The following is a 20,358-nucleotide window of genomic DNA, read 5'->3' as shown; positions in this document are numbered from 1 at the left end:
AGTGCACGCGCTGCCGGTCGAACCGGCCTACGAGCACAACGGCCGCACGGTCACGCGCGAGCAGTTCTACGCGATCGCCTGCGATCCGCGCCGGCACGTCGCGGTGGAGGCCTGCGCCGGCGCCGGCAAGACCTGGATGCTGGTGTCGCGCATCCTGCGGGCGCTGCTCGCGGGCGCGCAGCCGCACGAGATCCTGGCCATCACCTTCACCCGCAAGGCGGCGGGCGAGATGCGCCAGCGCCTGCAGGAGTGGCTGGCGCAGTGGAGCACGGCCCCCGACGCGGAACTGGCCGAAGCGCTGCGCGCGCGCGGCCTGCCGCAGGCCGATGCCGCCACCCGCGAGACCCTGCGCGGCCTCTATGGCGCGCTGCTGCAGGCCGGCCGGCCGGTGCAGATCCGCACCTTCCACAGCTGGTTCGCCGCGCTCCTGCGCGGGCGCCGGTGTCGGTGCTGCAGGACCTGGGCTTGCCCACGCGCTTCGACCTGCTGGAGGACGACAAGGAAGCGGTCGCGCGCGTCTGGCGGCGCTTTCATGCCGCGGTGGAGCGCGATGCCGAGGCGCGCGCGGACTACGAAGCGTCGGTGGCAGCGCACGGCCGCTTCAACACGCTCAAGGCGCTGGAGTCGGCGCTGTCCAAGCGGGTGGAGTTCGGCATGGCCGATGCCGTCGGCGTGGTGGACGACTCGGTGCGGTACTTCACCGAGGTGTTCGAGGAATTCCGCGGCGCGCCGCATCCGCAGGAGCTGTTGTCCTGGCCCTGGGTGCGCGACACCCTCCACGAAGCGGCACGCACCCTGGGGCGTGCATCGGCGCCGACGTTCTCGGCCAAGGGACGCGAGCTCGAGGAAGCGGTCACTGCGGGGCGCCTGGAAGGTGTTTTCGCCGCGCTGCTCACGAAGGAGCAGGAGTCCCGCAAGTTCAGCGACAAGCTGGCGGGCATCGACGACGTCCGCACCGCGCAGTCCCTGGCGCAGCGCCTCTGCGGCGCGCTCCACCAGCACGAAGCCTGGCTGCACCACCGCCGCACCGCACGCCTGGCGCGGCACCTGCTGGTCGCCTATGCGGCCCTCAAGCGCGAACAGGGCTGGGTGGACATGAGCGACGTGGAGCGCACGGCGCACGTGCTGCTGTCCGACGAGGTGCTGGCGGGCTGGGTGCAGGAGCGGCTGGACCTGCGGGTGCGCCACCTGCTGATCGACGAGTTCCAGGACACCAACGCGCTGCAGTGGCAGGCGCTGCACTCCTGGCTGGCCAGCTATGCCGGCGCCGGCGGCGAAGGGCCCAAGGTGTTCATCGTCGGCGATCCCAAGCAGAGCATCTACCGCTTCCGGCGCGCGGAGCCGCAGGTGTTCCGGGCGGCGCAGGACTTTATCGCCCGCGAGCTGCAGGGCGACCGCCTGGGCTGCGACCACACGCACCGCAACGCACCGGCGGTGCTGGCGGCCGTGAACACGGTCATGCTGGCGGCCGAGCGCGAGGGCCTGTACTCGGGCTTTCGCGCGCACACGACGCAGTCGCGCCACGCCGGGGCCGTGCTGGCGCTGCCGCCGATCCCGCGCCCCACCAAGGAAGCCGCGCAGGAGGAGGCCCTGGCCTGGCGCGACAGCCTCACGGTGCCGCGCGAGCTGCCCGAGGAGCGGCTGGTGACTCTGGAATGCCGCCAGGCCGCCGCCTGGATCGCGCAGCAGCTGCGCGCCGGCGTGCGGCCGGGCGACGTGATGGTGCTGGCGCGCCGGCGCGAGCGGCTCGCCGCCATGGAGGATGAACTGCGCGCGCTGCACATCGCGGCGCAGCAGCCGGAGAAGACCGACCTGTGCGAAGCGCCCGAAGTGCAGGACCTCGCGGCGCTGCTCGACGTGCTGGTGTCGCCCGGCCATGACCTGTCGCTGGCGCGCGTGCTGCGCTCGCCGCTGTTCGGCTGCGCCGACGACGCATTGGTGGCCCTGGCGCTGCGCGCCCGCGCGGCCGCGGCCGAGGGCCCGCCGCGGGCCTGGTACGAACTGCTGCAGCAGGGCGAGGACCTGCCCGGGCCCCTTCCCGGAATCGCCCGCACGCTGCGCCAGTGGCAGCGCTGGGTGCAGGCGCTGCCGCCGCACGACGCGCTGCAGGCCATCTACGACCATGGCGACGTGCTGGCCCGTTTCGCGCGGCAGGCGCCGCCACCCTTGCGCGCCGGCGTGCTGGCCAACCTGCAGGCCCTGCTCGGGGCCGCGCTGCAGGTGGGCGGCGGCCGCTACCTCACGCCCTATGCCTTCGTGCGCGCGCTCAAGGCCGGCGGCATCCGCGGCCCCGCCATCGCCGCCGAAGGGGTCGTGCGCCTGCTGACGGTGCACGGCGCCAAGGGCCTGGAGGCGGGCATCGTCGTCATGCTCGACACCGACAGCGCCCCCGCGCGCCCGGAGAGCATGGGTGCCTTGTGCGAATGGCCGGGCGAGGCGCCGTCGCCCTGGCGCTTCGCCTTCCTCGCCAGCGAGACGCGGCCGCCGGCCTGCAACGTCGATGCGCTGGCGGTGGAACAGGCGGCGCGCTTGCGCGAGGAACTCAATGCGCTCTACGTCGCGATGACGCGCGCCGAGCGCCAGCTGGTGATCTCCTCGGTGGTCCCGTCCGGATCGGGCGCCATGACGTGGTGGCAAAGGCTGCTGCCCTGCGCGACGCCCTTGCCGGCCCCGCAGTCCGCCACCGCCTTGAACGTCGCGGACGGCGCCGAACTGCGCTTCACGCTGCGGGTGGTGCCCGGGGCGACCGAAGCCGCCAGCCTCGAGTGGCTGCGCCCCGCGGCGCCGCCCGGCAACGAGGCCTCGCGCCTGGGCGAAGCCATGCACCGCCTGCTGGAGACCTGGCGACCGCGTGCCGGTGTGGCCCCCGCGCAGCTGCGCGAAGTGGAACGGCTGTTCGCTCTCGACGCTGTGGCGGCGCAGCAGGCCGCGGCCATGGCGCAGCGCATCGTCGAAGGCGAAGGGTCCTGGGCCTGGGATGCGGCGGCGGTGGACTGGCAGGCCAACGAAGTGGAACTGCTCCACCAGGGCGAACTGCTGCGGCTGGACCGGCTGGTGCGGCGGCGCGATACCGGCGAATGGTGGGTTCTCGACTACAAGTCGGCGGCCCAGCCGGAGCGCCAGCCGGAACTGCGCGAGCAGATGCGCCGCTACCGCGAGGCGGTGGCCGCGGCGCAGGACGGTGCCGTGGTGCGTAGCGCCTTCCTCACGGCGCAGGGCAGGCTGGTTCCGGCGTGACGAGATCCGCCCGCCCATGAAAAAGGGGCCTTGCGGCCCCTTTCGGAAAGTCTGGAGGGAGGTTCAGAACGACGTGCGGTAGTAGATCATCGGGCCGCCGTTCTTGCGCTTGATGGAGATGCGGGCGCCGCTTTCGAGCTGCATGCCGATGAGGCCGCGGTCGAGCGCGAACGGGCCCTTCTTGCTGCCGCGCCCGAGATTCATCTCCACGCGGGCGCCGTACACCGGCTGCTGCATCTGGATCAGCGAGTACGCGTCGTCCGGGCCGGTCATCCGCCGCCACGCCATCACGTCCACCTGCTTCTGGCTCCAGCGCAGCCCGACGTCCACGCTCGGCCGTTGCGGCTGCAAGCCCAGCGGCAGCGCGCTCGAGTTGAAGCCGCTGACGCCGACGACGGCGCCCAGGCCATGGCTGTTGCGGGGGTGAGGGACAGGTCGATGCGCGGTGCCTGGAATCCGCTGTCCTGCGCTTCCAGCCGGGGCAGCGTGCTCGTGCGTACCTGCACCTTCACGCCAGGCTGGTCCACCCGTGCCTCTGCGAGGAGCACTTCGGCGGACGCCTGACCCAGGTCGTCGGCCCAGCCCACGGCCGGGCAGGCGACGCATGCCGCCAGCAGCACCGCCTTGCAGCGTGCCTGCGACACCTCCCAACGAGAACCGGCCAGGTTGCCGGTGACTGCGGCTTTCTCCATGACTCACCTCCCAGTGATGGGACGCAGTCTAGGCGCGGCAGCAGAAGGAAGTTTGTGGGAGTTTGCGTCCGGGTTCTGTAAGAAGGAACCCGGCCGCAGGAAAGCCGGCGGCGGACAGCGGTAGGCCCCTTGCACGGGCCATGCAGGCAGGCGCCGCTACTCGCCGATATGGTGCCAGCGGTTTTCCGGCAGCTTCCGAAGCGCTTCGTACACCTGTTTCAGGACGCCCTGGCTGGCCGCCCATTCGATGTGTTCGCGCAGGCGCGCGCGCTTCTGCAAGGCGGGAACCTGCGCCCATTCGGCATGTGTCGCGGGAACCTTGGTCAGGTGCGGGCCGGTGTTCGGCAGGTAGGCGTAGAGGCGCTGCCAGATCGCCGGCAGCGGGCAGACACGGTTGTTGCGGCGTGCTTCCACCAGCACGTCGTCGATGGTCACGTGCTCGCCGCCCGCCTGTGGCGCGCCGTGCGTGGGCAGGCCCGTCGGGCGCGTCTTCTCGAAGCCATGCTGCTGCTGGCCCTGCAGCGCCTGGAACATCGCCCAGGACGTATCGGTGTTCTTTTCGACCACGTCCACGCCGCGCCCGTCCGGCACGTGCGCCTGGCCGTGGCCCTTCTTGTCCTTGCTCACGGAATGCCCCCAACCCTCGTTTGTGACCGAATGTACGCGCTCGGGGGCGCGGGGAACCACCGGGCGGCGCGCGCGCGCTGAATCCCCCGCAGCGGTCGCCGAGCGCGGATGGAAGGTCGTGGAGGCGGTAGGAAGGGGTGGTTCCGCCACGCCGGCGCAGGGTCCGCATGGCATGGAGGGGAAAGAAGTTGACGAGCCTTACCCCCGGCACTGGCTCCACAGTTAGGGCTGCTTGGTTCCCCACCTGACCCGGTTGGCCGCTTCACCATGCGGGGAGGCCCGTCACGGAGGATTGTAGGCGACGCGGGACGAGGCAGAGCGGGCAGGGGCGATGTTTAGAATCGCCCGAATGTCGTATCTCGTGCTCGCCCGGAAACCGGCCCCGGACCTTCACCCAGATGGTCGGCCAGGAGCACGTGGTGCAGGCCCTGACGAACGCGCTGGAGCAGCAGCGGCTGCACCACGCCTACCTGTTCACCGGCACGCGCGGCGTGGGCAAGACCACGGTGTCGCGCATCCTGGCCAAGTCGCTGAACTGCCAGGGCCCCGACGGCCAGGGCGGCATCACCGCCACGCCCTGCGGCGTGTGCCAGGCCTGCACCGACATCGACAGCGGCCGCTTCGTCGACTACACCGAGCTCGATGCCGCCTCCAACCGCGGCGTGGACGAAGTGCAGTCGCTGCTGGAACAGGCCGTCTACAAGCCGGTGCAGGGCCGCTTCAAGGTCTTCATGATCGACGAAGTGCACATGCTCACCGGCCATGCCTTCAACGCCATGCTCAAGACGCTGGAGGAGCCGCCCGAGTACCTGAAGTTCGTGCTGGCCACGACCGATCCGCAGAAGGTGCCGGTGACGGTGCTGTCACGCTGCCTGCAGTTCAACCTGCGGCCGATGGCGCCGGAGACGGTGCAGGAACACCTCGCGCACGTGCTGGAAACCGAGGCGGTGCCGGCCGACGCGCAGGCGCTGCGCCTGCTCGCGCGCGCCGCGCGCGGCTCCATGCGCGATGCGCTCTCGCTGACCGACCAGGCGATCGCCTTCGGCGGCGGCGAGCTGCGCGAGCCCGCGGTGCGCCAGATGCTGGGCAGCGTGGACCGCAGCCATGTGTTCCGCCTGGTCGAGGCGCTCGCGCAGGGCGACGGCAAGACGGTCGTCGAAACCTCGGAGGCGCTGCGCCTGCATGGCCTGAGCGCCGCGGCGGCGCTGGAGGAGATGAGCCTGGTGCTGCAGCGCATGGCGGTCTTGCAGGCGGTGCCGGAGGCGGCGGACACCAGCGACGAAGAGGCGGCGGCGATCGCGCGCCTCGCGGCCATGATGCCGGCCGACGAGACGCAGCTGCTGTACAGCATCTGCCTGCACGGGCGGGCGGAACTGGGGTTGGCGCCGGATGAATACGCGGCGTTGACGATGGTGCTGTTGCGGCTGCTGGCGTTCAAGCCTTCGGCTCAAAAAAACTCTGAATGAGGCGCGGCCTGCTGGGGTTCCTTCGTCACCCCAGCCTACGAGGGACGAGCCGCGTAGGCTGGCGGTGAGCAACGCGAACCCCAGCGTTCCCGCACCCGCCCAACGCCCCGCCGCTCCCCCCCGGCCACGTCCTCCCCGTCGTCGAAGCGCGCCAGACCCCGCCGCGCCCCGGCGCGCCCACCCGCAACACCGGCGACGTCATGGGTGTGCCCGTGCGCGTGCAACCCGAGCCGCTGCGCGAAGCCGCGTCCGCCGTTCCCACCGTGGTGCCCACGCCCGAAGGCGACTTCTGGCAGGCCACCGTGCAGCAGCTGGTGGAGCGCGAAGCCGTCACCGCGCTGGTGCGCGAGCTCGCGCTGCAGGCCCAGCTGGTCGCGCGCGACGAAGGCCACTGGATGCTGCGGGTGGAGCGCGAGTCGCTCAACCAGCCGGCCACCCGCGAGCGCCTGCGCTCCGCCTTGCACGCCGCGGGCCACGCGGTGGACCTCACCGTGGAGGTCGGCCCCGTCACCGACAGCCCGGCGCGCCGCCAGGCCGTGGCCGCGGCGCAGCGCCAGCAGGCGGCGGAACAGATCATCCTGAACGATCCCTTCGTGCAGCAGATGCAACGTGACTTTGGGGCGAAAATCGTCCCTGGCAGCATCAAACCCGTAGAGAAACACTAGAGAGACCCATCATGTTCAACAAGGGACAGCTGGCCGGCCTGATGAAGCAGGCGCAGGCGATGCAGGACAACCTGAAGAAGGCGCAGGACGAACTGGCCCTCGTCGAGGTGAGCGGCGAATCCGGCGCCGGCCTCGTGAAGGTCGTCATGACCTGCAAGCACGACGTCAAGCGCGTCACCATCGACCCCAGCCTGCTGGGCGAGGACAAGGACATGCTGGAGGACCTGGTCGCCGCCGCCTTCAACGCCGCGGTGCGCAAGGCCGAAGAGACCACGCAGGAGAAGATGGGCAAGCTCACGGCGGGCCTGCCGCCCGGCATGAAGCTGCCCTTCTGAGCGCTTGGCGGAACCTTCCCTCCAGGCACTGATCGAGGCGCTGCGCCGCCTCCCCGGCGTGGGCGTGAAGTCCGCGTCGCGCATGGCCTTCCACCTGCTGCAGCACGACCGCGAGGGCGCGCACGTGCTCGCGCGCGCGCTGGAGCAGGCCGCCGGCCACATCCGCCACTGCAGCGAGTGCCACACCTTCACCGAGGACGAGGTGTGCGCCACCTGCCGCAGCCCGCAGCGGGACCGCAGCAAGCTGTGCGTGGTGGAGACGCCGGCCGACCAGGCGGCAGTGGAGCGCACGCAGGCCTTCAACGGCCTGTACTTCGTGCTGATGGGAAAGCTCAGCCCGCTGGACGGGATCGGCCCGAAGGACATCGGGCTGGCCAAGCTGTTCGCGCGCGCCACCAACGGCGAGGTCCAGGAGGTGATCCTCGCCACCAACTTCACCGCGGAGGGTGAGGCCACGGCGCACGTGATCGCGGAGGCATTGAAGCAGAAGGGGCTGAAGGTCACGCGCCTCGCACGCGGCGTGCCGGCCGGCAGCGAACTCGAATACGTCGATTTGGGGACCATCGCGCACGCGCTGGTGGACAGGAGGACGAAATGAACATCACTTACGCGCGCTTCACGGTGGCGTATGCCTGCGTGCTGCTGGCGGCGCTGCTGCCCTACGCGTGCGCGTATCTCGCCAAGTACCGCGGCTTCGGCAAGCCGCGCAGCCAGGGCGGCTACGACAACAACGACCCGCGCGCCTGGCTCGCGCGCCAGGACGGCTGGCAGGGCCGCGCCAACGCCGCGCAGGCCAACAGCTTCGAGGCGCTGCCCTTCTTCATCGGCGCGGTCATCATCGCCCACCAGCTGGGCGCACCGCAGACGCGCATCGACATCCTCGCGGTGCTGTTCGTCACGCTGCGGATCATCTACATCGCCATGTACGTGGCGGGCCTGCCCACCGCGCGCTCGGCCATGTGGGCCCTGGCCTTCCTCGCCAATCTGGGGATCTTCCTCAGCGCGTGGCGCTAGGCGAGCTACTCCTTCCACGTTACGTGAAAACCCGCACGGGATCGTCCCGATGCGGCATTGCAGCACGGCTCCTAAGCTCGCTTCATCCATAGAAGAAGAGAGAAGAGAGGTCTGCCATGACGAGGACATCGCTGAACCGGCGGCGTTTCACGCTGCTCGCCGCCGCGGGGGCCGCGGCCATCGCGGCGCCGTCGCTGCGCGCCCAGGGCAAGCCCGAGAAGAGCAAGATCTCCATCGCGGTCGGCGGCAAGGCCGCCTTCTACTACCTCCCCTGACGATCTCCGAGCAACTGGGCTACTTCAAGGCCGAGGGCCTGGACGTCGAGATCTCCGACTTCGCCGGCGGCGCCAAGTCGCTGCAGGCCCTCATCGGCGGTTCGGCCGACGTGGTGAGCGGTGCCTACGAGCACACGATCAACATGCAGTCCAAGAACCAGATGATCCAGGCGATCGTCCTCATGGGGCGGGCGCCGCAGATCGCCGTGGGCGTGTCCACCAAGGCCATGCCGCAGTACCGCGCGCCGGCCGACCTGCGCGGCAAGCGCATCGGCGTGTCCGCGCCGGGCTCCTCGACCAACATGGTGGCCAACCTGGTGCTCTCGCGCGCCGGCGTGAAGGCCAGCGAAGTGAGCTATGTGGGCGTCGGCACTTCGGCCGGCGCGCTGGCGGCGCTGCGTTCGGGCCAGATCGACGCCATGAGCAACACCGACCCGGTGATGACCATGCTGGAGCAGAAGGGCGACGTGCGCATCATCAGCGACACGCGCACCCTCAAGGGCACGCACGAGGTCTTCGGCGGCCCGATGCCGGCGGCCTGCTTCTACACGCACGCGGAGTTCGTGCGCAGCAACCCCAACACCTGCCAGGCCCTGGCCAACGCCATCGTGCACGGCCTGAAGTGGCTGCAGACCGCGGGCCCGAGCGACATCATCAAGACCGTGCCGGAAAGCTACCTGCTGGGCGACCGCGCGCTGTACCTCGCCTCCTTCAACAAGGTGCGGGAAGCCATCGCCCTGGACGGCCTGCTGCCGGAAGAAGGCGCGAAGACGGCGCTCAAGGCGCTCACCAGCTTCGACCCGTCGATCAAGGCGGACAAGATCGACCTGTCCCGCACCTACACCAACGACTTCGCCCGGCGCGCCAAAGAGAAGTACAAGGCCTGAAGACCGCCTTGCACGCGCTCGAACTGAACGACATCACGGTCACGTTCCGCTCGCGCGAGGAGCGCGACGCGCGCTACACCGCCGTCGCCCGCACCACGCTGAAGGTCGCCGCCGGCGAGTTCGTCTCCGTGGTCGGCCCCACCGGCTGCGGCAAGTCCACGCTGCTGAACGTCGGCGCCGGGCTGCTGGAGCCTTCCGGCGGCGAGGTGCTGGTGTTCGGCGAGCGGCTGGCGGGCATCAACCGCCGCGCGGGCTACATGTTCCAGTCCGACGCCCTGATGCCCTGGCGCAGCGCGCTGGACAACGTGATGGTCGGCCTGCAGTACCGCGGCCTGCCGGATGCCGATGCCCGCGCGCAGGCGCAGGACTGGCTCGCCCGCGTGGGCCTCACCGGCTTCGGCGACCGCTACCCGCACGAGCTCTCCGGCGGCATGCGCAAGCGCACCGCGCTGGCGCAGACGCTGGCGCTCGACCCCGACATCATCCTGATGGACGAACCCTTCAGCGCGCTCGACGTGCAGACACGCCAGCTGATGGAAAACGAGGTGCTGGAGCTGTGGGCGGCGAAAAGGAAGGCGGTGCTGTTCATCACGCACGACCTCGACGAGGCGATCGCCATGAGCGACCGCGTCGTGGTCCTCTCGGCCGGGCCCGCCACGCACCCGATCGGCGAGTTCACCATCGACCTGCCGCGGCCGCGCGACGTGGCCGAGGTGCGCAGCCAGCCGCGCGCTTCGTGGAGCTGCATTCGCAGATCTGGGCGGTGCTGCGCGACGAGGTGCTCAAGGGCTACGCGCAGCAGCTGAAGAAGGCCGCCTGAGATGCAGCTGAAGCCCAACGAGCGCAACCTGCGCATCTGGCAGCTCGCCGTGCTGGTGTTCATGCTGCTGTTGTGGCAGCTGGTGTCACGCAACGAGCAGACGGCCTTCTTCCTGGGCGAGCCGGTGAAGGTGGCGGGGCGCATCTGGTCCTGGTTCCTGCCGGTGGAAGTGGCGCCCAACGCCTTCTTCCCGGAGGGCCTGTCGGGCCGCGCGGACATCTACGTGCACCTGGGCGTCACGCTGCTGGAGACCGTGCTGGCCTTCGGCATCGGCACGGTGCTCGGGCTCGCCGTGGGGCTCTGGCTGGCGCTCGCGCCGACCGCCAGCGCGATCCTCGATCCCTACATCAAGGCGCTCAACTCCATGCCGCGCGTGATCCTGGCGCCGATCTTCGCGCTGTGGTTCGGCCTGGGCATCTGGAGCAAGGTGGCCCTGGCCGTGACGCTGGTGTTCTTCATCGTGTTCTTCAACGTGTACCAGGGCGTGCGCGAAGTCAGCCCGGTGGTGCTGGCCAACGCGCGCATGCTGGGGGCCAACCAGAAGCAGCTGCTGCGCACCGTGTACCTGCCCAGCGCCACCAGCTGGGTGTTCTCCAGCCTGCACACCTCGGTGGGCCTGGCCTTCGTGGGTGCGGTGGTGGGCGAGTACCTCGGGTCCGCGCGCGGGGTGGGCTACCTGATCCTGCAGGCCGAGGGCACCTTCGACGTGAACACGGTGTTCGCGGGCATCGTGGTGCTCACCGCCTTCGCCCTCGGGCTCGACGCCCTGGTCGGGCGCATCGAGCGGCGGCTGATGAAGTGGCAGCCGCGCCAGGGCGAGACCGAGAAGCTCTGAAACAGGAAAGGGGCCGCGAGGCCCCTTTGGTCGCCGCCGGGAGCCAGGCTCCCGGGAAGCTGCCCTTACGCGCGGCGCGGGTTGTTCGGGAAGGCGTCGCGTCCGTTGCGCACGCCGTCGCCGTCGCGGTCGCGGTCGACGCGGTTGGCGATGCCGTCGCGGTCCATGTCACCGTTGGGGCCCATGCGGTCCACGCGCGCCACGCGGCCCGGGATGCGCGGATCGTTCGGAGCCGGGTCGCGGGCGTTGGCGACGCCGTCGCCGTCGCGGTCGCGGTCGCTGCGGTCGGCGATGCCGTCACGGTCCATGTCGCGCGCACGGGGCGCCACGTAGGTGCGGTTCCAGACGTTCGGGTTGGGATCGCTGCGGTTGGCGATGCCGTCGCCGTCGCGGTCGCTGTCGGCGCGGTTGTGGATGCCGTCACGGTCGATGTCGCCGTGCGGGTCGAAGCCCTGCGCCTGGGCCAGGCCGCCGAAGGCCAGGAGGGAAGCGGCAACCGCCGCGCCAAGAATCGATTTCTTCATGTTTTCACCTCTGATGTTGGAGATGCATCCACTCTGGCCCGGCCAGCGGGCCGTGCCCATCAGCATCCCGCTGTTAAGCGGGTCGGAGCAGGCCCACAGGCGGCCGCGGGGCATGAAAAAGGGCCCCTCGGGGGCCCTTTCGCTCAGCTTGGCTGGCTCAGCTGCGGCGCGGGTTGTACGGGAACTGGTCGCGGCGGTTGCGCACGCCGTCGCCGTCGATGTCGCGGTCGTAGCGGTTGGCGATGCCGTCGCGGTCGAAGTCGGCGTCCGGGTGCATGCGGGCTTCACGACGCGCCTGGCGTTCGGCCCTGCGCTCCTCCCAGTTGTTGCCCACCAGGATCCAGCTTGCCGTCGGCGCGTTGCACCCAGCGCGGTTCGCGGTACTCGTAGCCGTCGCGATCACGCATCCAGCGGCCTTCCACCCACACGTACTCGCTGCCGCGCCACTCGTAGTGGCCCGGCGCCCAGACCATGCCGGCGCGCGGGGCGGGCACGACTTCATGGCGGGGCGCCGGCGGCGCGGTGGAGACGATGGCGGTGTACTGCGCCTGGGCGGCGGCACCGAAACCCATCAGGGCTGCCGCGAAGGCAGCGGCGAGAAGAGGCTTGCGTTGCATGTGTGACTCCTTGGATTGGATGCATCCACTGTCGGGCCTGTTGCGCGTCGCGGGCATCAGCCTGCGACGGCAGCATCCGTCGGAGTCGTCCTGCAACGGGACGAGCGGCTTACATCGGGACACCGCGCCTTTACGCAAGGCGCGGTTCCGAGGCTCAGCGGCGCTTCTTCGGCTGGACCGCCTTGCGTGGCGCGGTCGCCTTGGCGGTGGAACGGGTGGAGACCTGCCGCACGTTCTTGCCCGGCACACGCACCGGGGCACGGGCGGCACTGCGCACCGGCAGGTGCAGGACCACCTGCTGGCCCGCGCGGAACGCGGCGGACGTGCCGACGTTGTTCCAGTCGGCGACCTGCGTCGCGCTGAGCCGGTAGCGCTGCGCGATGCTGGCCACCGAATCGCGCTTGCCCGCGCGCACCACCGTCCGGCGGGTGAGGTACTCGGGGGCGAGGCTCAGCTGTCCGTGGTCGGCCACGTGCTCCGTGACGTCGGCCTGGCTGGACTTGCTGCGCGGCACGATCAGCACCGAGCCGGCCTTGATCAGCATGCGCGGCGGGATCGCGTTGACCGTGCGCAGCTCGCCCTCGTTCATGCCCACGCGGCGTGCCGCTTCGGCGACCGACATGGTGGACGGAGCGCTCCATGCGGTCCACGAGGCGAACTTGCCTTCGCTGTGCGCCTCGAAGTTGCGCTTGAACACCGTGGCGTTGTCCCAGGGCAGCAGGATCTGCGGCGTGCCCGCGGCCAGGATCACCGGCCGGTTCAGCTGCGGATTCAGCGCCTTGAAGTCGTCCAGGTTCACGTCGGCCAGGCGCGCGGCCAGTTCGACGTCCATGTCGCGGCTGAGGGTGACCGTCTGGAAGTAGGGGTGGTTGTCGATCAGCGGCAGTTCGGCACGGAACTGGTCCGGGTTGGCGACGATGTTCTTCACCGCCTGCAGCTTCGGCACGTAGTTGCGGGTCTCGTCCGGCATGTTCAGGTCGGTGTACGAGGCCTCGCGCCCGGCGCGCTGGTTGCGCTGGATGGCGCGCCCCACGTTGCCTTCGCCCCAGTTGTAGGCGGCCAGCGCCAGGTGCCAGTCGCCGAACATGCCGTGCAGCTTCTGCAGGTAGTCCAGCGCCGCGCGGGTGGAGGCCAGCACGTCGCGGCGGTCGTCGCGGAACACGTTCTGCTTGAGCGCGTAGTCCTTGCCGGTGGCGGGCATGAACTGCCACATGCCGGCGGCGCGTGCGCTGGAGACGGCCTGCGGGTTGAACGCGCTCTCGATGAAGGGCAGCAGCGCCAGCTCGGTGGGCATGTTGCGGCGCTCGAGTTCCTCGACGATGTGGAACAGGTACTTGCGCGAGCGGTCCGTCATGCGCTGGATGTAGTCCGGGCGCGTGGCGTACCACTGTTCCTGCCGCTTCACGAGGTCGGTCTCGAGGTTCTGCATCTTGAAGCCGCGGCGGATGCGGTGCCAGAGATCGGGCGGCGGTTCCAGCGCAGTGACCGACTGCGAGCTCAGTTCCGAGGGCTGGATCGCCGACAGGGGCCCCTGGGGGATGACGGCCGCTTGCGCCGGTCTGGCCTCGGTGGCCGCCACCTTCTTCTCCCGGCTTTCCACCGCCGCATCCGAACCCGCGGGCCCGGACGTGGTGGCGCAGCCGGCGAGTGCCAGGAGGGCGGCGAGGGCGAGCAGGTTGTACTTCTTCATCTGAACTCGTTCTTCCATTGGCGCAGCGTCGCGAAAACCGCGACCGGGTCTGCCGGGTCCGCCGCCGGGTCGTGGGCCCTGGCGGCCTGCGCCACCGCCGCCTGGCGGGTGCGCAAGAAAGGATTGATGCTGTTCTCCAGCGCGATGGTGGAGGGCAGCGTGGGCTCGCCACGCGAGCGCCTTGCCTCGCATTGTTGCCTGTAATGGATCAGCTGTGTATTGCCAGGTTCCACCGCCGTGGCAAATTTCAGGTTTCCGAGCGTGTATTCGTGTGTGCAGCACACCCGGGTATTCCCGGGGGGGGCCGCCAGCTTGTCCAGGGAGGACAGCATCTGCGGCGGCGTGCCCTCGAACAGGCGGCCGCAGCCGCCGGAAAAGAGCGTGTCGCCGCAGAACAGGAGGGGGCGCCGTCCATGCTGCTGCAGTAGTAGGCGATGTGGCCCGCGGTGTGGCCGGGGACGTCGAACACGTGGAAGCGCAGGCCGAGCGCATCGACCTCGTCGCCTTCCGCCAGGTGGACGTAGGGCCGCGGGATCGGTTCCTGCGCCGGGCCGAAGACCGCGGCGCCGGTGGCCTCGCGCAAGGCATCGACGCCGCCGATGTGATCGGGATGGTGGTGGGTGACTAGAATCGCCGTCAGTTGCAGGCCGTGGGCGGCGAGATGCGCCTGCACCGGACCGGCATCCCCGGGGTCGACGACCAGCGCCCGCTGTCCGTCGTGCAGCAGCCAGAGATAGTTGTCCTGGAAAGCAGGCAGCGGTATCAACTTCATGAGCGACCGGATTATAGGAATGCACCAGTGGTTCGAGACTCCGCCTGGCAGATACCTGCTGGCGTGGGAGCGGGCCGAGTTCGATCGGGCCGTGGGCGACATCTTCGGCTACCACGCCCTGCAAATGGGCCTGCCCGAATTCGACGCCCTGCAGGCCAACCGCATGCCGCACAAGTGGCTTGCGCTCAGCGAGGCCGAGGCCGCCGAAGGCCTGGTGAAGCCGGACCTGATCACCGACTTCGGCGCCCTCCCGTTCGAGGAGAACAGCCTGGACCTGGTGGTGCTGCCGCATTCGCTGGAGCTCAACCTGGATCCGCACACCACGCTGCGCGAGGTGGAGCGCGTGCTGGTGCCCGAAGGCAAGGTGGTGATCTGCTGCCTGAACCCGGCCAGCCTCTGGGGCCTGCGGCAGCGGCGCGCGCACGTGTACCGGCGCCTCGGGTTCGGCGAGCTTTACCTGCCCGATGCCGGGGAGTTCATCGGCTACTGGCGGCTGCGCGACTGGCTGCGCCTGCTGTCCTTCGAGGTGGAGACCAGCAGCTTCGGCTGCTACCGGCCCGCCTTCGCCAGCGAGAAATGGCTGGAACGCTTCTCCTGGATGGACCCCGTGGGGAGCGCTCCTGGCCGATCTTCGGCGCCGTGTACTTCATCGTCGCCGTCAAGCGGGTGCGCGGCATCAAGTTGATCGGCGCCACCTGGTCCAGGCCGAAGCGCATCGCCACCGCGCCCGTCCCCATCGCCAACCGCAGCCACCGCGAGTCGCGCGAACTGACTCCCACCGAATGAACCAGGTCGAGATCTACACGGACGGGGCCTGCAAGGGCAATCCCGGTCCGGGAGGCTGGGGCGTGATCCTGCGCTCCGGCGCCACCGTCAAGAGCTGTATGGCGGCGAGCCCAGCACCACCAACAACCGCATGGAACTGATGGCGGTGATCCAGGCGCTGGAGGCGCTCAAGCGCCCCTGCGCCGTCACGCTCTATCTCGACAGCCAGTACGTCCTCAAGGGCATCACCGAGTGGCTGCCCGGCTGGAAGGCCAAGGGCTGGAAGACCGCCAGCAAGCAGCCGGTGAAGAACGTGGAACTCTGGAAGCGCCTCGATGATCTGCTCCTGCAGGGCGGGCACGTCGTGGACTGGCGCTGGGTGCGCGGACACAACGGGGACGCCGGCAATGAGCGGGCGGACGCGCTGGCCAACATGGGCGTGGCGAGCGTCCACCGGCGCTAGCACCGGGCAGCAGCCTGTAAAGCGCGGGTAAAAGGCAGGGCAAAGGCAGCGGATCGCAGGGCGTAAGGGGCACTGCCGATGCCCGGCCGCACACTCGCTGTTACATTGCGACGTGACCCTGGCCGCAGGGGAGCGCTTGCGCGCGTCAGTATTGTCCACGGATCAGCAATTCATGTCGAAGTCCCTCTACAGCGTGGTGGCCGTCGTCGGGATCGTCGCCGCTTCCGGCGCCGCCTGGTGGTACCAGCACAAGCCGCAGCAGACCGCGAGCGAGAAGGCCGCGGCCGCCCGGCCGCTGGCGCCCACCGGTGGCGGCAGTGCGCCGGCCGCCGCGGGGCCGGCGCGCGCGCCGCAGGTGGAGGTGGCCCGGGTCGAATCCCTGCGCATCACCGACGACGCCCAGGCCGTGGGCAGCCTGCGTTCGCGCCAGAGCGTGATGCTGCGTCCCGAAGTGTCGGGGCGGGTGGTGCAGATCAACTTCCGCGATGCCGAGCGCGTGCGCCGCGGCCAGCTGCTGGTGCAGCTCGACGACCAGCTGCCGCTGGCGCAGGTGAAGCAGGCCGAGGCCGAAGTCTCCATCGCCCGCGCCAACCACAAGCGCAACCAGGAGCTGGTCGAAGAGAAGTTCATCGCGCAGCGCGCGGTCGACGAGAGCGCCGCCAACCTGCAGGTCGCGGAGGCCAAGCTCTCCCTGGCACGGGCCACGCTCGCCCGGCTGAAGATCGTCGCGCCCTTCGACGGCGTGGCCGGCATCCGCAACATCAGCGTGGGCGACTACCTCAAGGACGGCGCCGACATCGTGAACATCGAGGACCTCGATGCGATGTTCGTGGACTTCCGCCTGCCCGAGCGCTACCAGACCAAGATCCTGCCGGGCCAGACGGCGCTGATCGACGTGGACGCGCTGCCGGGCCGGCGCTTCAGCGCGCTGGTGCTGGCGGTGGACCCGCTGGTGGACGCGAACGGCCGCTCGGTCGGCGTGCGCGGCTGCATCGACAACCGCCGGCTGGACCTGCGCCCCGGCATGTTCGCACGCGTGACGCCGGTGTTCGGCGTGCGCGAGGGCGCCAAGGTGATCCCCGAGGAGGCGATCGTGCCGCAGGGCGGCCGCCAGTTCGTCTACAAGCTGGTGGACGGCCCCGACCAGGACACGCGCATCGCGCAGCGCGTGGAAGTGCGGGTCGGCACCCGCCAGCCGGGCAAGGTGGAGATCCTCGAAGGGCTGGTGCACGGCGACGTGGTCGTCACCGCCGGCCAGCAGCGCATCCAGAAGGACGGCACGCCGGTGCGCGTGCTGGACCTCAAGGCGGGCAACGGCGGCACGGCCGCGGCCGGCGCCGGCCCGGCGGAAGCAGGGGCGCTGCGCCGCCCGCCCGCCGTGACGCTCGCACCGGCCGCCGAGGCGCCCGGCAACCCCTGCACGGTGGCGGCCCTGAGCCGCTCGGGCCAGGGGCCCAACACCAGCCGCGGCAGCCAGGGCCGCTGAAGCCCAGGAGCTTTCCATGCAATTGCCCGAGATCGCGATCCGGCGGCCCGTGTTCGCCACGGTGCTGTCGCTGCTGGTGCTGCTGGTCGGCCTGGTGAGCTTCACGCGCCTGTCGGTGCGCGAGTACCCCAAGATCGACGAGCCGATGGTGACGGTCACGACGCGCTACCCGGGCGCGTCGGCCGAGGTGATCGAGTCGCAGGTGACCAAGCCGCTGGAGGACTCCATCGCCGGCATCGACGCGGTGGACGTGATCACCTCCATCAGCCGCGCCGAGCAGAGCCAGATCTCGGTGCGCTTCCGGCTGGAGAAGGATGCCGACGCCGCGGCGGCGGAAGTGCGGGATCGAACCTCGCGCGTGCGCAACCGCCTGCCGCAGGCCATCGAGGAGCCGGTGATCGCCAAGGTGGAGGCCGACGCCTTCCCGGTGATCTGGCTGGCCTTCACCAGCGACACGCTCAATCCGCTGCAGATCAACGACCTGGTCAACCGCATCGCCAAGCCGCGGCTGCAGACGGTGACCGGCGTGGCCGACGTGCGCATCTACGGCGAGCGCAAGTACGCCATGCGCGTGTGGCTGGACCCGGACAAGCTGGCCGGCTACCGCCTGACCACGCAGGACGTGGAAGACGCGATCCGCCGCAGCAACCTGAGCTGCGCCCGCGGGCCGCATCGAGTCGCAGCAGCGCGAGTTCAGCGTGACCTCGCAGACCGACCTGGTCCGTCCCGCCCAGTTCGGCGAGATCGTGATCCGCAACGTCAACGGCTTCCCGGTGAAGATCCGCGACGTGGCGCGCGTGCAGGAGGCGGCTGCCGACGAGCGCAGCCGGGTCCGCCTGAACGGCAAGAGCGCGATTTCCGCGGGCGTCATCCGCCAGGCCACGGCCAACCCGCTGCAGCTGTCCGAGGGCGTGCGCGAGATGATGCCCAAGCTGAAGGCGGACCTGCCGGCGGACGTCAACATCGAGGTGGCGAACGACAATTCGCTGTTCATCGACCGCTCGGTGAAGAACGTGTACACGACCATCGGCGAGGCCATCCTCCTGGTGGCGCTGGTGATCTTCGTGTTCCTGCGGACCTTCCGCGCTTCGATCATCCCCATCGTCACGATCCCGGTCTCGCTGATCGGCACCTTCGCCATGATGGCGCTGGCCGGCTTCACCATCAACACGCTGACGCTGCTGGCGCTGGTGCTGGCCATCGGCCTGGTGGTGGACGACGCGATCGTGATGCTGGAGAACATCTTCCGGCACATCGAGGAGGGGCTGGACCCGTTCTCGGCGGCGATCAAGGGCGCGCGCGAGATCGGCTTCGCGGTGATCACGATGACGCTGACGCTGGTGGCCGTGTACGCGCCGCTGGCCTTCACGCCGGGCCGCACCGGGCGCCTGTTCGTGGAATTCGCGCTGGCGCTGGCCGGCTCGGTGGTGGTGTCGGGCTTCGTGGCCCTGACGCTCACGCCGATGATGTGCGCCAAGCTGCTGCGCCACAACCCGAACCCGACCTGGTTCGACGGCCACATGGAGCGCTGGCTGAACGCGCTGTCCGGCGGCTACGAGCGCGTGCTGCGCTGGGTGCTGCTCAAGCGCTGGCAGCCGCGCCCGGGCAGCGGCGCCTTCATGGGCCGGGTGCTGCAGGCGCGCTGGCTGGTGATCGGCGTGATGGTCACCAGTGCCTTGGCGATCGCTGCCGTCTGGCCGACCATGAAGCAGGAACTGTCGCCGCTGGAAGACCGCGGCACCATCCTGGCCAGCGTCAACGCGCCGGACGGCTCGACGCTGGACTACACCGACCGCTACGCGCAGGCGCTGGAGAAGATCGGCCAGCCCTACAAGGAATTCGACCGCATCTTCGCCAACGTCGGCAATCCGACCGTGTCGCAGGCGAGCGTGGTGTACCGCACGATCGACTGGGAAAAGCGCGAGCGCACCACGCTGGACCTGGCGCGCGAACTGGGGCCCAAGACCAACTCGCTGCCGGGCGTCAATGCCTTCATCATCACGCCGCCCTCGCTCGGACAGGGCTTCCGCGAGCGGCCGGTGAACTTCGTGATCCAGACCTCGGACAGCTACGAGAACCTGAGCCGCGTGGCGCGGCAGATGATGGACGAGATCGCGAAGAACCCGGGCATCGTCTCGCCCGACATCGACCTGCGCCTGAACAAGCCGGAGCTTGCGCATCGACGTGGACCGCGAGAAGGCCGCCGACATGGGCGTGAGCGTGGAAGTGGTGGCCAAGGCGCTGGAGACCATGCTGGGCGGCCGCATCGTCACCCGCTACAAGCGCGACGCCGAGCAGTACGACGTGATCGTGCAGACGCAGGCCAGCGGCCGCTCGACGCCGGAGGACATCGACGGCATCAACGTGCGCGGCCGCAACGACACCATGATCCCGCTGTCGGCGCTGGTGAAGGTGCGCGAGAGCGTGAGCCCGCGCGAGCTGAACCACTTCGGCCAGCGGCGCTCGGTGTCGATCACGGCCAGCCTGTCGCCCGACTACTCGCTGGGGCAGGCGCTGACCTTCCTCGACCAGACCGCGAGCAAGGTGCTGAAGACCGGCTACACCACCGAACTGAACGGCACCTCGCGCGAGTTCCGCAACTCGCAGGGCGCGCTGGCCATCGTGTTCGTGCTGGCCCTGTTCTTCATCTTCCTGGTGCTGGCGGCGCAGTTCGAGAGCTTCGTCGACCCGCTGGTGATCATGCTGTCGGTGCCGCTGTCGATGATCGGCGCGCTGCTGGCGCTGAAGTGGTCCGGGGCTCGCTCAACGTGTACTCGCAGATCGGCCTGATCACGCTGGTGGGCCTGATCACCAAGCACGGCATCCTGATCGTGGAGTTCGCCAACCAGCTGCGCGAGCAGGGGCTGGAGATGGTGGAGGCGATCATCAAGGCCGCTTCGCAGCGCCTGCGACCGATCCTGATGACCACCGGCGCCATGGTGCTGGGCGCACTGCCGCTGGCGCTGGCCTCCGGTGCCGGTGCCGAGAGCCGCACGCAGATCGGCTGGGTGATCGTGGGCGGCATGTCCCTGGGCACGCTGCTCACCATCTTCGTGGTGCCGACGATGTACATGCTGTTCGCGCGCAGGGAAGTGCCCGGGGCCAACAAGGCCGAGGCACGCGAGCAGGCGCATCCCCACGGCGAGCTGGTCGCCAAGTAACACCGTACGTCCGCGGTTGACCGGCGC

11 protein-coding genes, 1 other RNA gene and 8 pseudogenes are annotated in these 20,358 nt (G+C 69.9%); 12 read left to right on the top strand and 8 right to left on the bottom strand.

All coding sequences use genetic code 11. The annotated features are described in order from the left end of the window. Window position 1 precedes the first annotated feature (1 nt). Window positions 2-3,237 (top strand): annotated as a pseudogene (locus tag HK415_RS08845) (UvrD-helicase domain-containing protein). Window positions 3,238-3,300: 63 nt separating this feature from the next. Here the strand turns inward: HK415_RS08845 and HK415_RS08840 are convergent. From HK415_RS08840 to ffs, 3 genes are all read right to left on the bottom strand, one after another. After that, window positions 3,301-3,588: a hypothetical protein gene (locus tag HK415_RS08840; protein ID WP_171558265.1), complete on the bottom strand. Its 288-nt coding sequence runs from the start codon at window positions 3,586-3,588 to the stop codon at window positions 3,301-3,303. 497 nt (window positions 3,589-4,085) lie between these two features. Then, window positions 4,086-4,556 (bottom strand): hypothetical protein, encoded by a 471-nt coding sequence (locus tag HK415_RS08835; protein WP_171558262.1) that lies wholly within the window; start codon window positions 4,554-4,556, stop codon window positions 4,086-4,088. Between the two features lie 187 nt (window positions 4,557-4,743). Further along, an RNA gene (ffs, locus tag HK415_RS08830) (signal recognition particle sRNA small type) lies at window positions 4,744-4,840 on the bottom strand. A gap of 65 nt (window positions 4,841-4,905) precedes the next feature. Here ffs and dnaX point away from each other — a divergent pair. The 7 genes and pseudogenes from dnaX (at window position 4,906) to HK415_RS08795 (ending at window position 10,853) form a co-directional block, all read left to right on the top strand. Further along, a pseudogene (dnaX, locus tag HK415_RS08825) lies at window positions 4,906-6,687 on the top strand (DNA polymerase III subunit gamma/tau). Between the two features lie 11 nt (window positions 6,688-6,698). After that, window positions 6,699-7,022 carry a YbaB/EbfC family nucleoid-associated protein gene (locus HK415_RS08820; protein WP_171558260.1) on the top strand — a complete coding sequence of 108 codons (324 nt, stop codon included), beginning with the start codon at window positions 6,699-6,701 and terminating at the stop codon, window positions 7,020-7,022. A gap of 4 nt (window positions 7,023-7,026) precedes the next feature. Next, complete coding sequence (gene recR / locus HK415_RS08815) at window positions 7,027-7,620, top strand: recombination mediator RecR (RefSeq protein ID WP_171558257.1); 594 nt, start codon at window positions 7,027-7,029, stop codon at window positions 7,618-7,620. Beyond that, window positions 7,617-8,036 (top strand): MAPEG family protein, encoded by a 420-nt coding sequence (locus HK415_RS08810; protein ID WP_171558255.1) that lies wholly within the window; start codon window positions 7,617-7,619, stop codon window positions 8,034-8,036. The genes recR and HK415_RS08810 overlap by 4 nt, the downstream gene beginning before the upstream one ends. 116 nt (window positions 8,037-8,152) lie before the next feature. Beyond that, a pseudogene (locus HK415_RS08805) lies at window positions 8,153-9,198 on the top strand (ABC transporter substrate-binding protein). Between the two features lie 8 nt (window positions 9,199-9,206). Further along, window positions 9,207-10,018, top strand: a pseudogene (locus tag HK415_RS08800) (ABC transporter ATP-binding protein). A gap of 1 nt (window position 10,019) precedes the next feature. Then, window positions 10,020-10,853 carry an ABC transporter permease gene (locus tag HK415_RS08795; RefSeq protein WP_171558252.1) on the top strand — a complete coding sequence of 278 codons (834 nt, stop codon included), beginning with the start codon at window positions 10,020-10,022 and terminating at the stop codon, window positions 10,851-10,853. 65 nt (window positions 10,854-10,918) lie between these two features. Here the strand turns inward: HK415_RS08795 and HK415_RS24830 are convergent, their stop codons facing one another. From HK415_RS24830 to gloB, 5 genes and pseudogenes are all read right to left on the bottom strand, one after another. After that, a complete protein-coding gene (locus HK415_RS24830; protein WP_171558248.1) occupies window positions 10,919-11,377 on the bottom strand; it encodes a thrombospondin type 3 repeat-containing protein in 459 nt (152 codons plus the stop codon). A gap of 157 nt (window positions 11,378-11,534) precedes the next feature. Then, window positions 11,535-11,654 (bottom strand): thrombospondin type 3 repeat-containing protein, encoded by a 120-nt coding sequence (locus tag HK415_RS24825; RefSeq protein WP_171558246.1) that lies wholly within the window; start codon window positions 11,652-11,654, stop codon window positions 11,535-11,537. 7 nt (window positions 11,655-11,661) lie between these two features. After that, entirely contained in the window at window positions 11,662-11,994 is a 333-nt protein-coding gene (locus HK415_RS24820; protein ID WP_171558243.1) for a YXWGXW repeat-containing protein, read from the bottom strand. A 154-nt stretch (window positions 11,995-12,148) separates the two neighbouring features. Continuing rightward, window positions 12,149-13,684 (bottom strand): transglycosylase SLT domain-containing protein, encoded by a 1,536-nt coding sequence (locus tag HK415_RS08775; protein ID WP_171558241.1) that lies wholly within the window; start codon window positions 13,682-13,684, stop codon window positions 12,149-12,151. Further along, window positions 13,681-14,456, bottom strand: a pseudogene (gene gloB, locus HK415_RS08770) (hydroxyacylglutathione hydrolase). Before gloB ends, HK415_RS08775 begins: the two are co-directional and overlap by 4 nt. A 19-nt stretch (window positions 14,457-14,475) precedes the next feature. Here gloB and HK415_RS08765 point away from each other — a divergent pair. From HK415_RS08765 to HK415_RS08750, 4 genes and pseudogenes are all read left to right on the top strand, one after another. Next, window positions 14,476-15,242 (top strand): annotated as a pseudogene (locus HK415_RS08765) (class I SAM-dependent methyltransferase). Continuing rightward, window positions 15,239-15,684: pseudogene (gene rnhA / locus HK415_RS08760) on the top strand (ribonuclease HI). The pseudogenes HK415_RS08765 and rnhA overlap by 4 nt, the downstream one beginning before the upstream one ends. 172 nt (window positions 15,685-15,856) lie before the next feature. Then, window positions 15,857-17,170 carry an efflux RND transporter periplasmic adaptor subunit gene (locus HK415_RS08755; RefSeq protein ID WP_171558239.1) on the top strand — a complete coding sequence of 438 codons (1,314 nt, stop codon included), beginning with the start codon at window positions 15,857-15,859 and terminating at the stop codon, window positions 17,168-17,170. Window positions 17,171-17,186: 16 nt separating this feature from the next. Next, a pseudogene (locus HK415_RS08750) lies at window positions 17,187-20,331 on the top strand (efflux RND transporter permease subunit). Window positions 20,332-20,358 lie beyond the last annotated feature (27 nt).

Origin of the sequence: Ramlibacter montanisoli, from assembly GCF_013087525.1 — a bacterium.
In the GTDB taxonomy this organism is placed as follows: domain Bacteria; phylum Pseudomonadota; class Gammaproteobacteria; order Burkholderiales; family Burkholderiaceae_C; genus Ramlibacter; species Ramlibacter montanisoli.
Note: the sequence above shows the minus strand (reverse complement) of the source record. Positions and strands in the feature narration are given on the sequence as shown.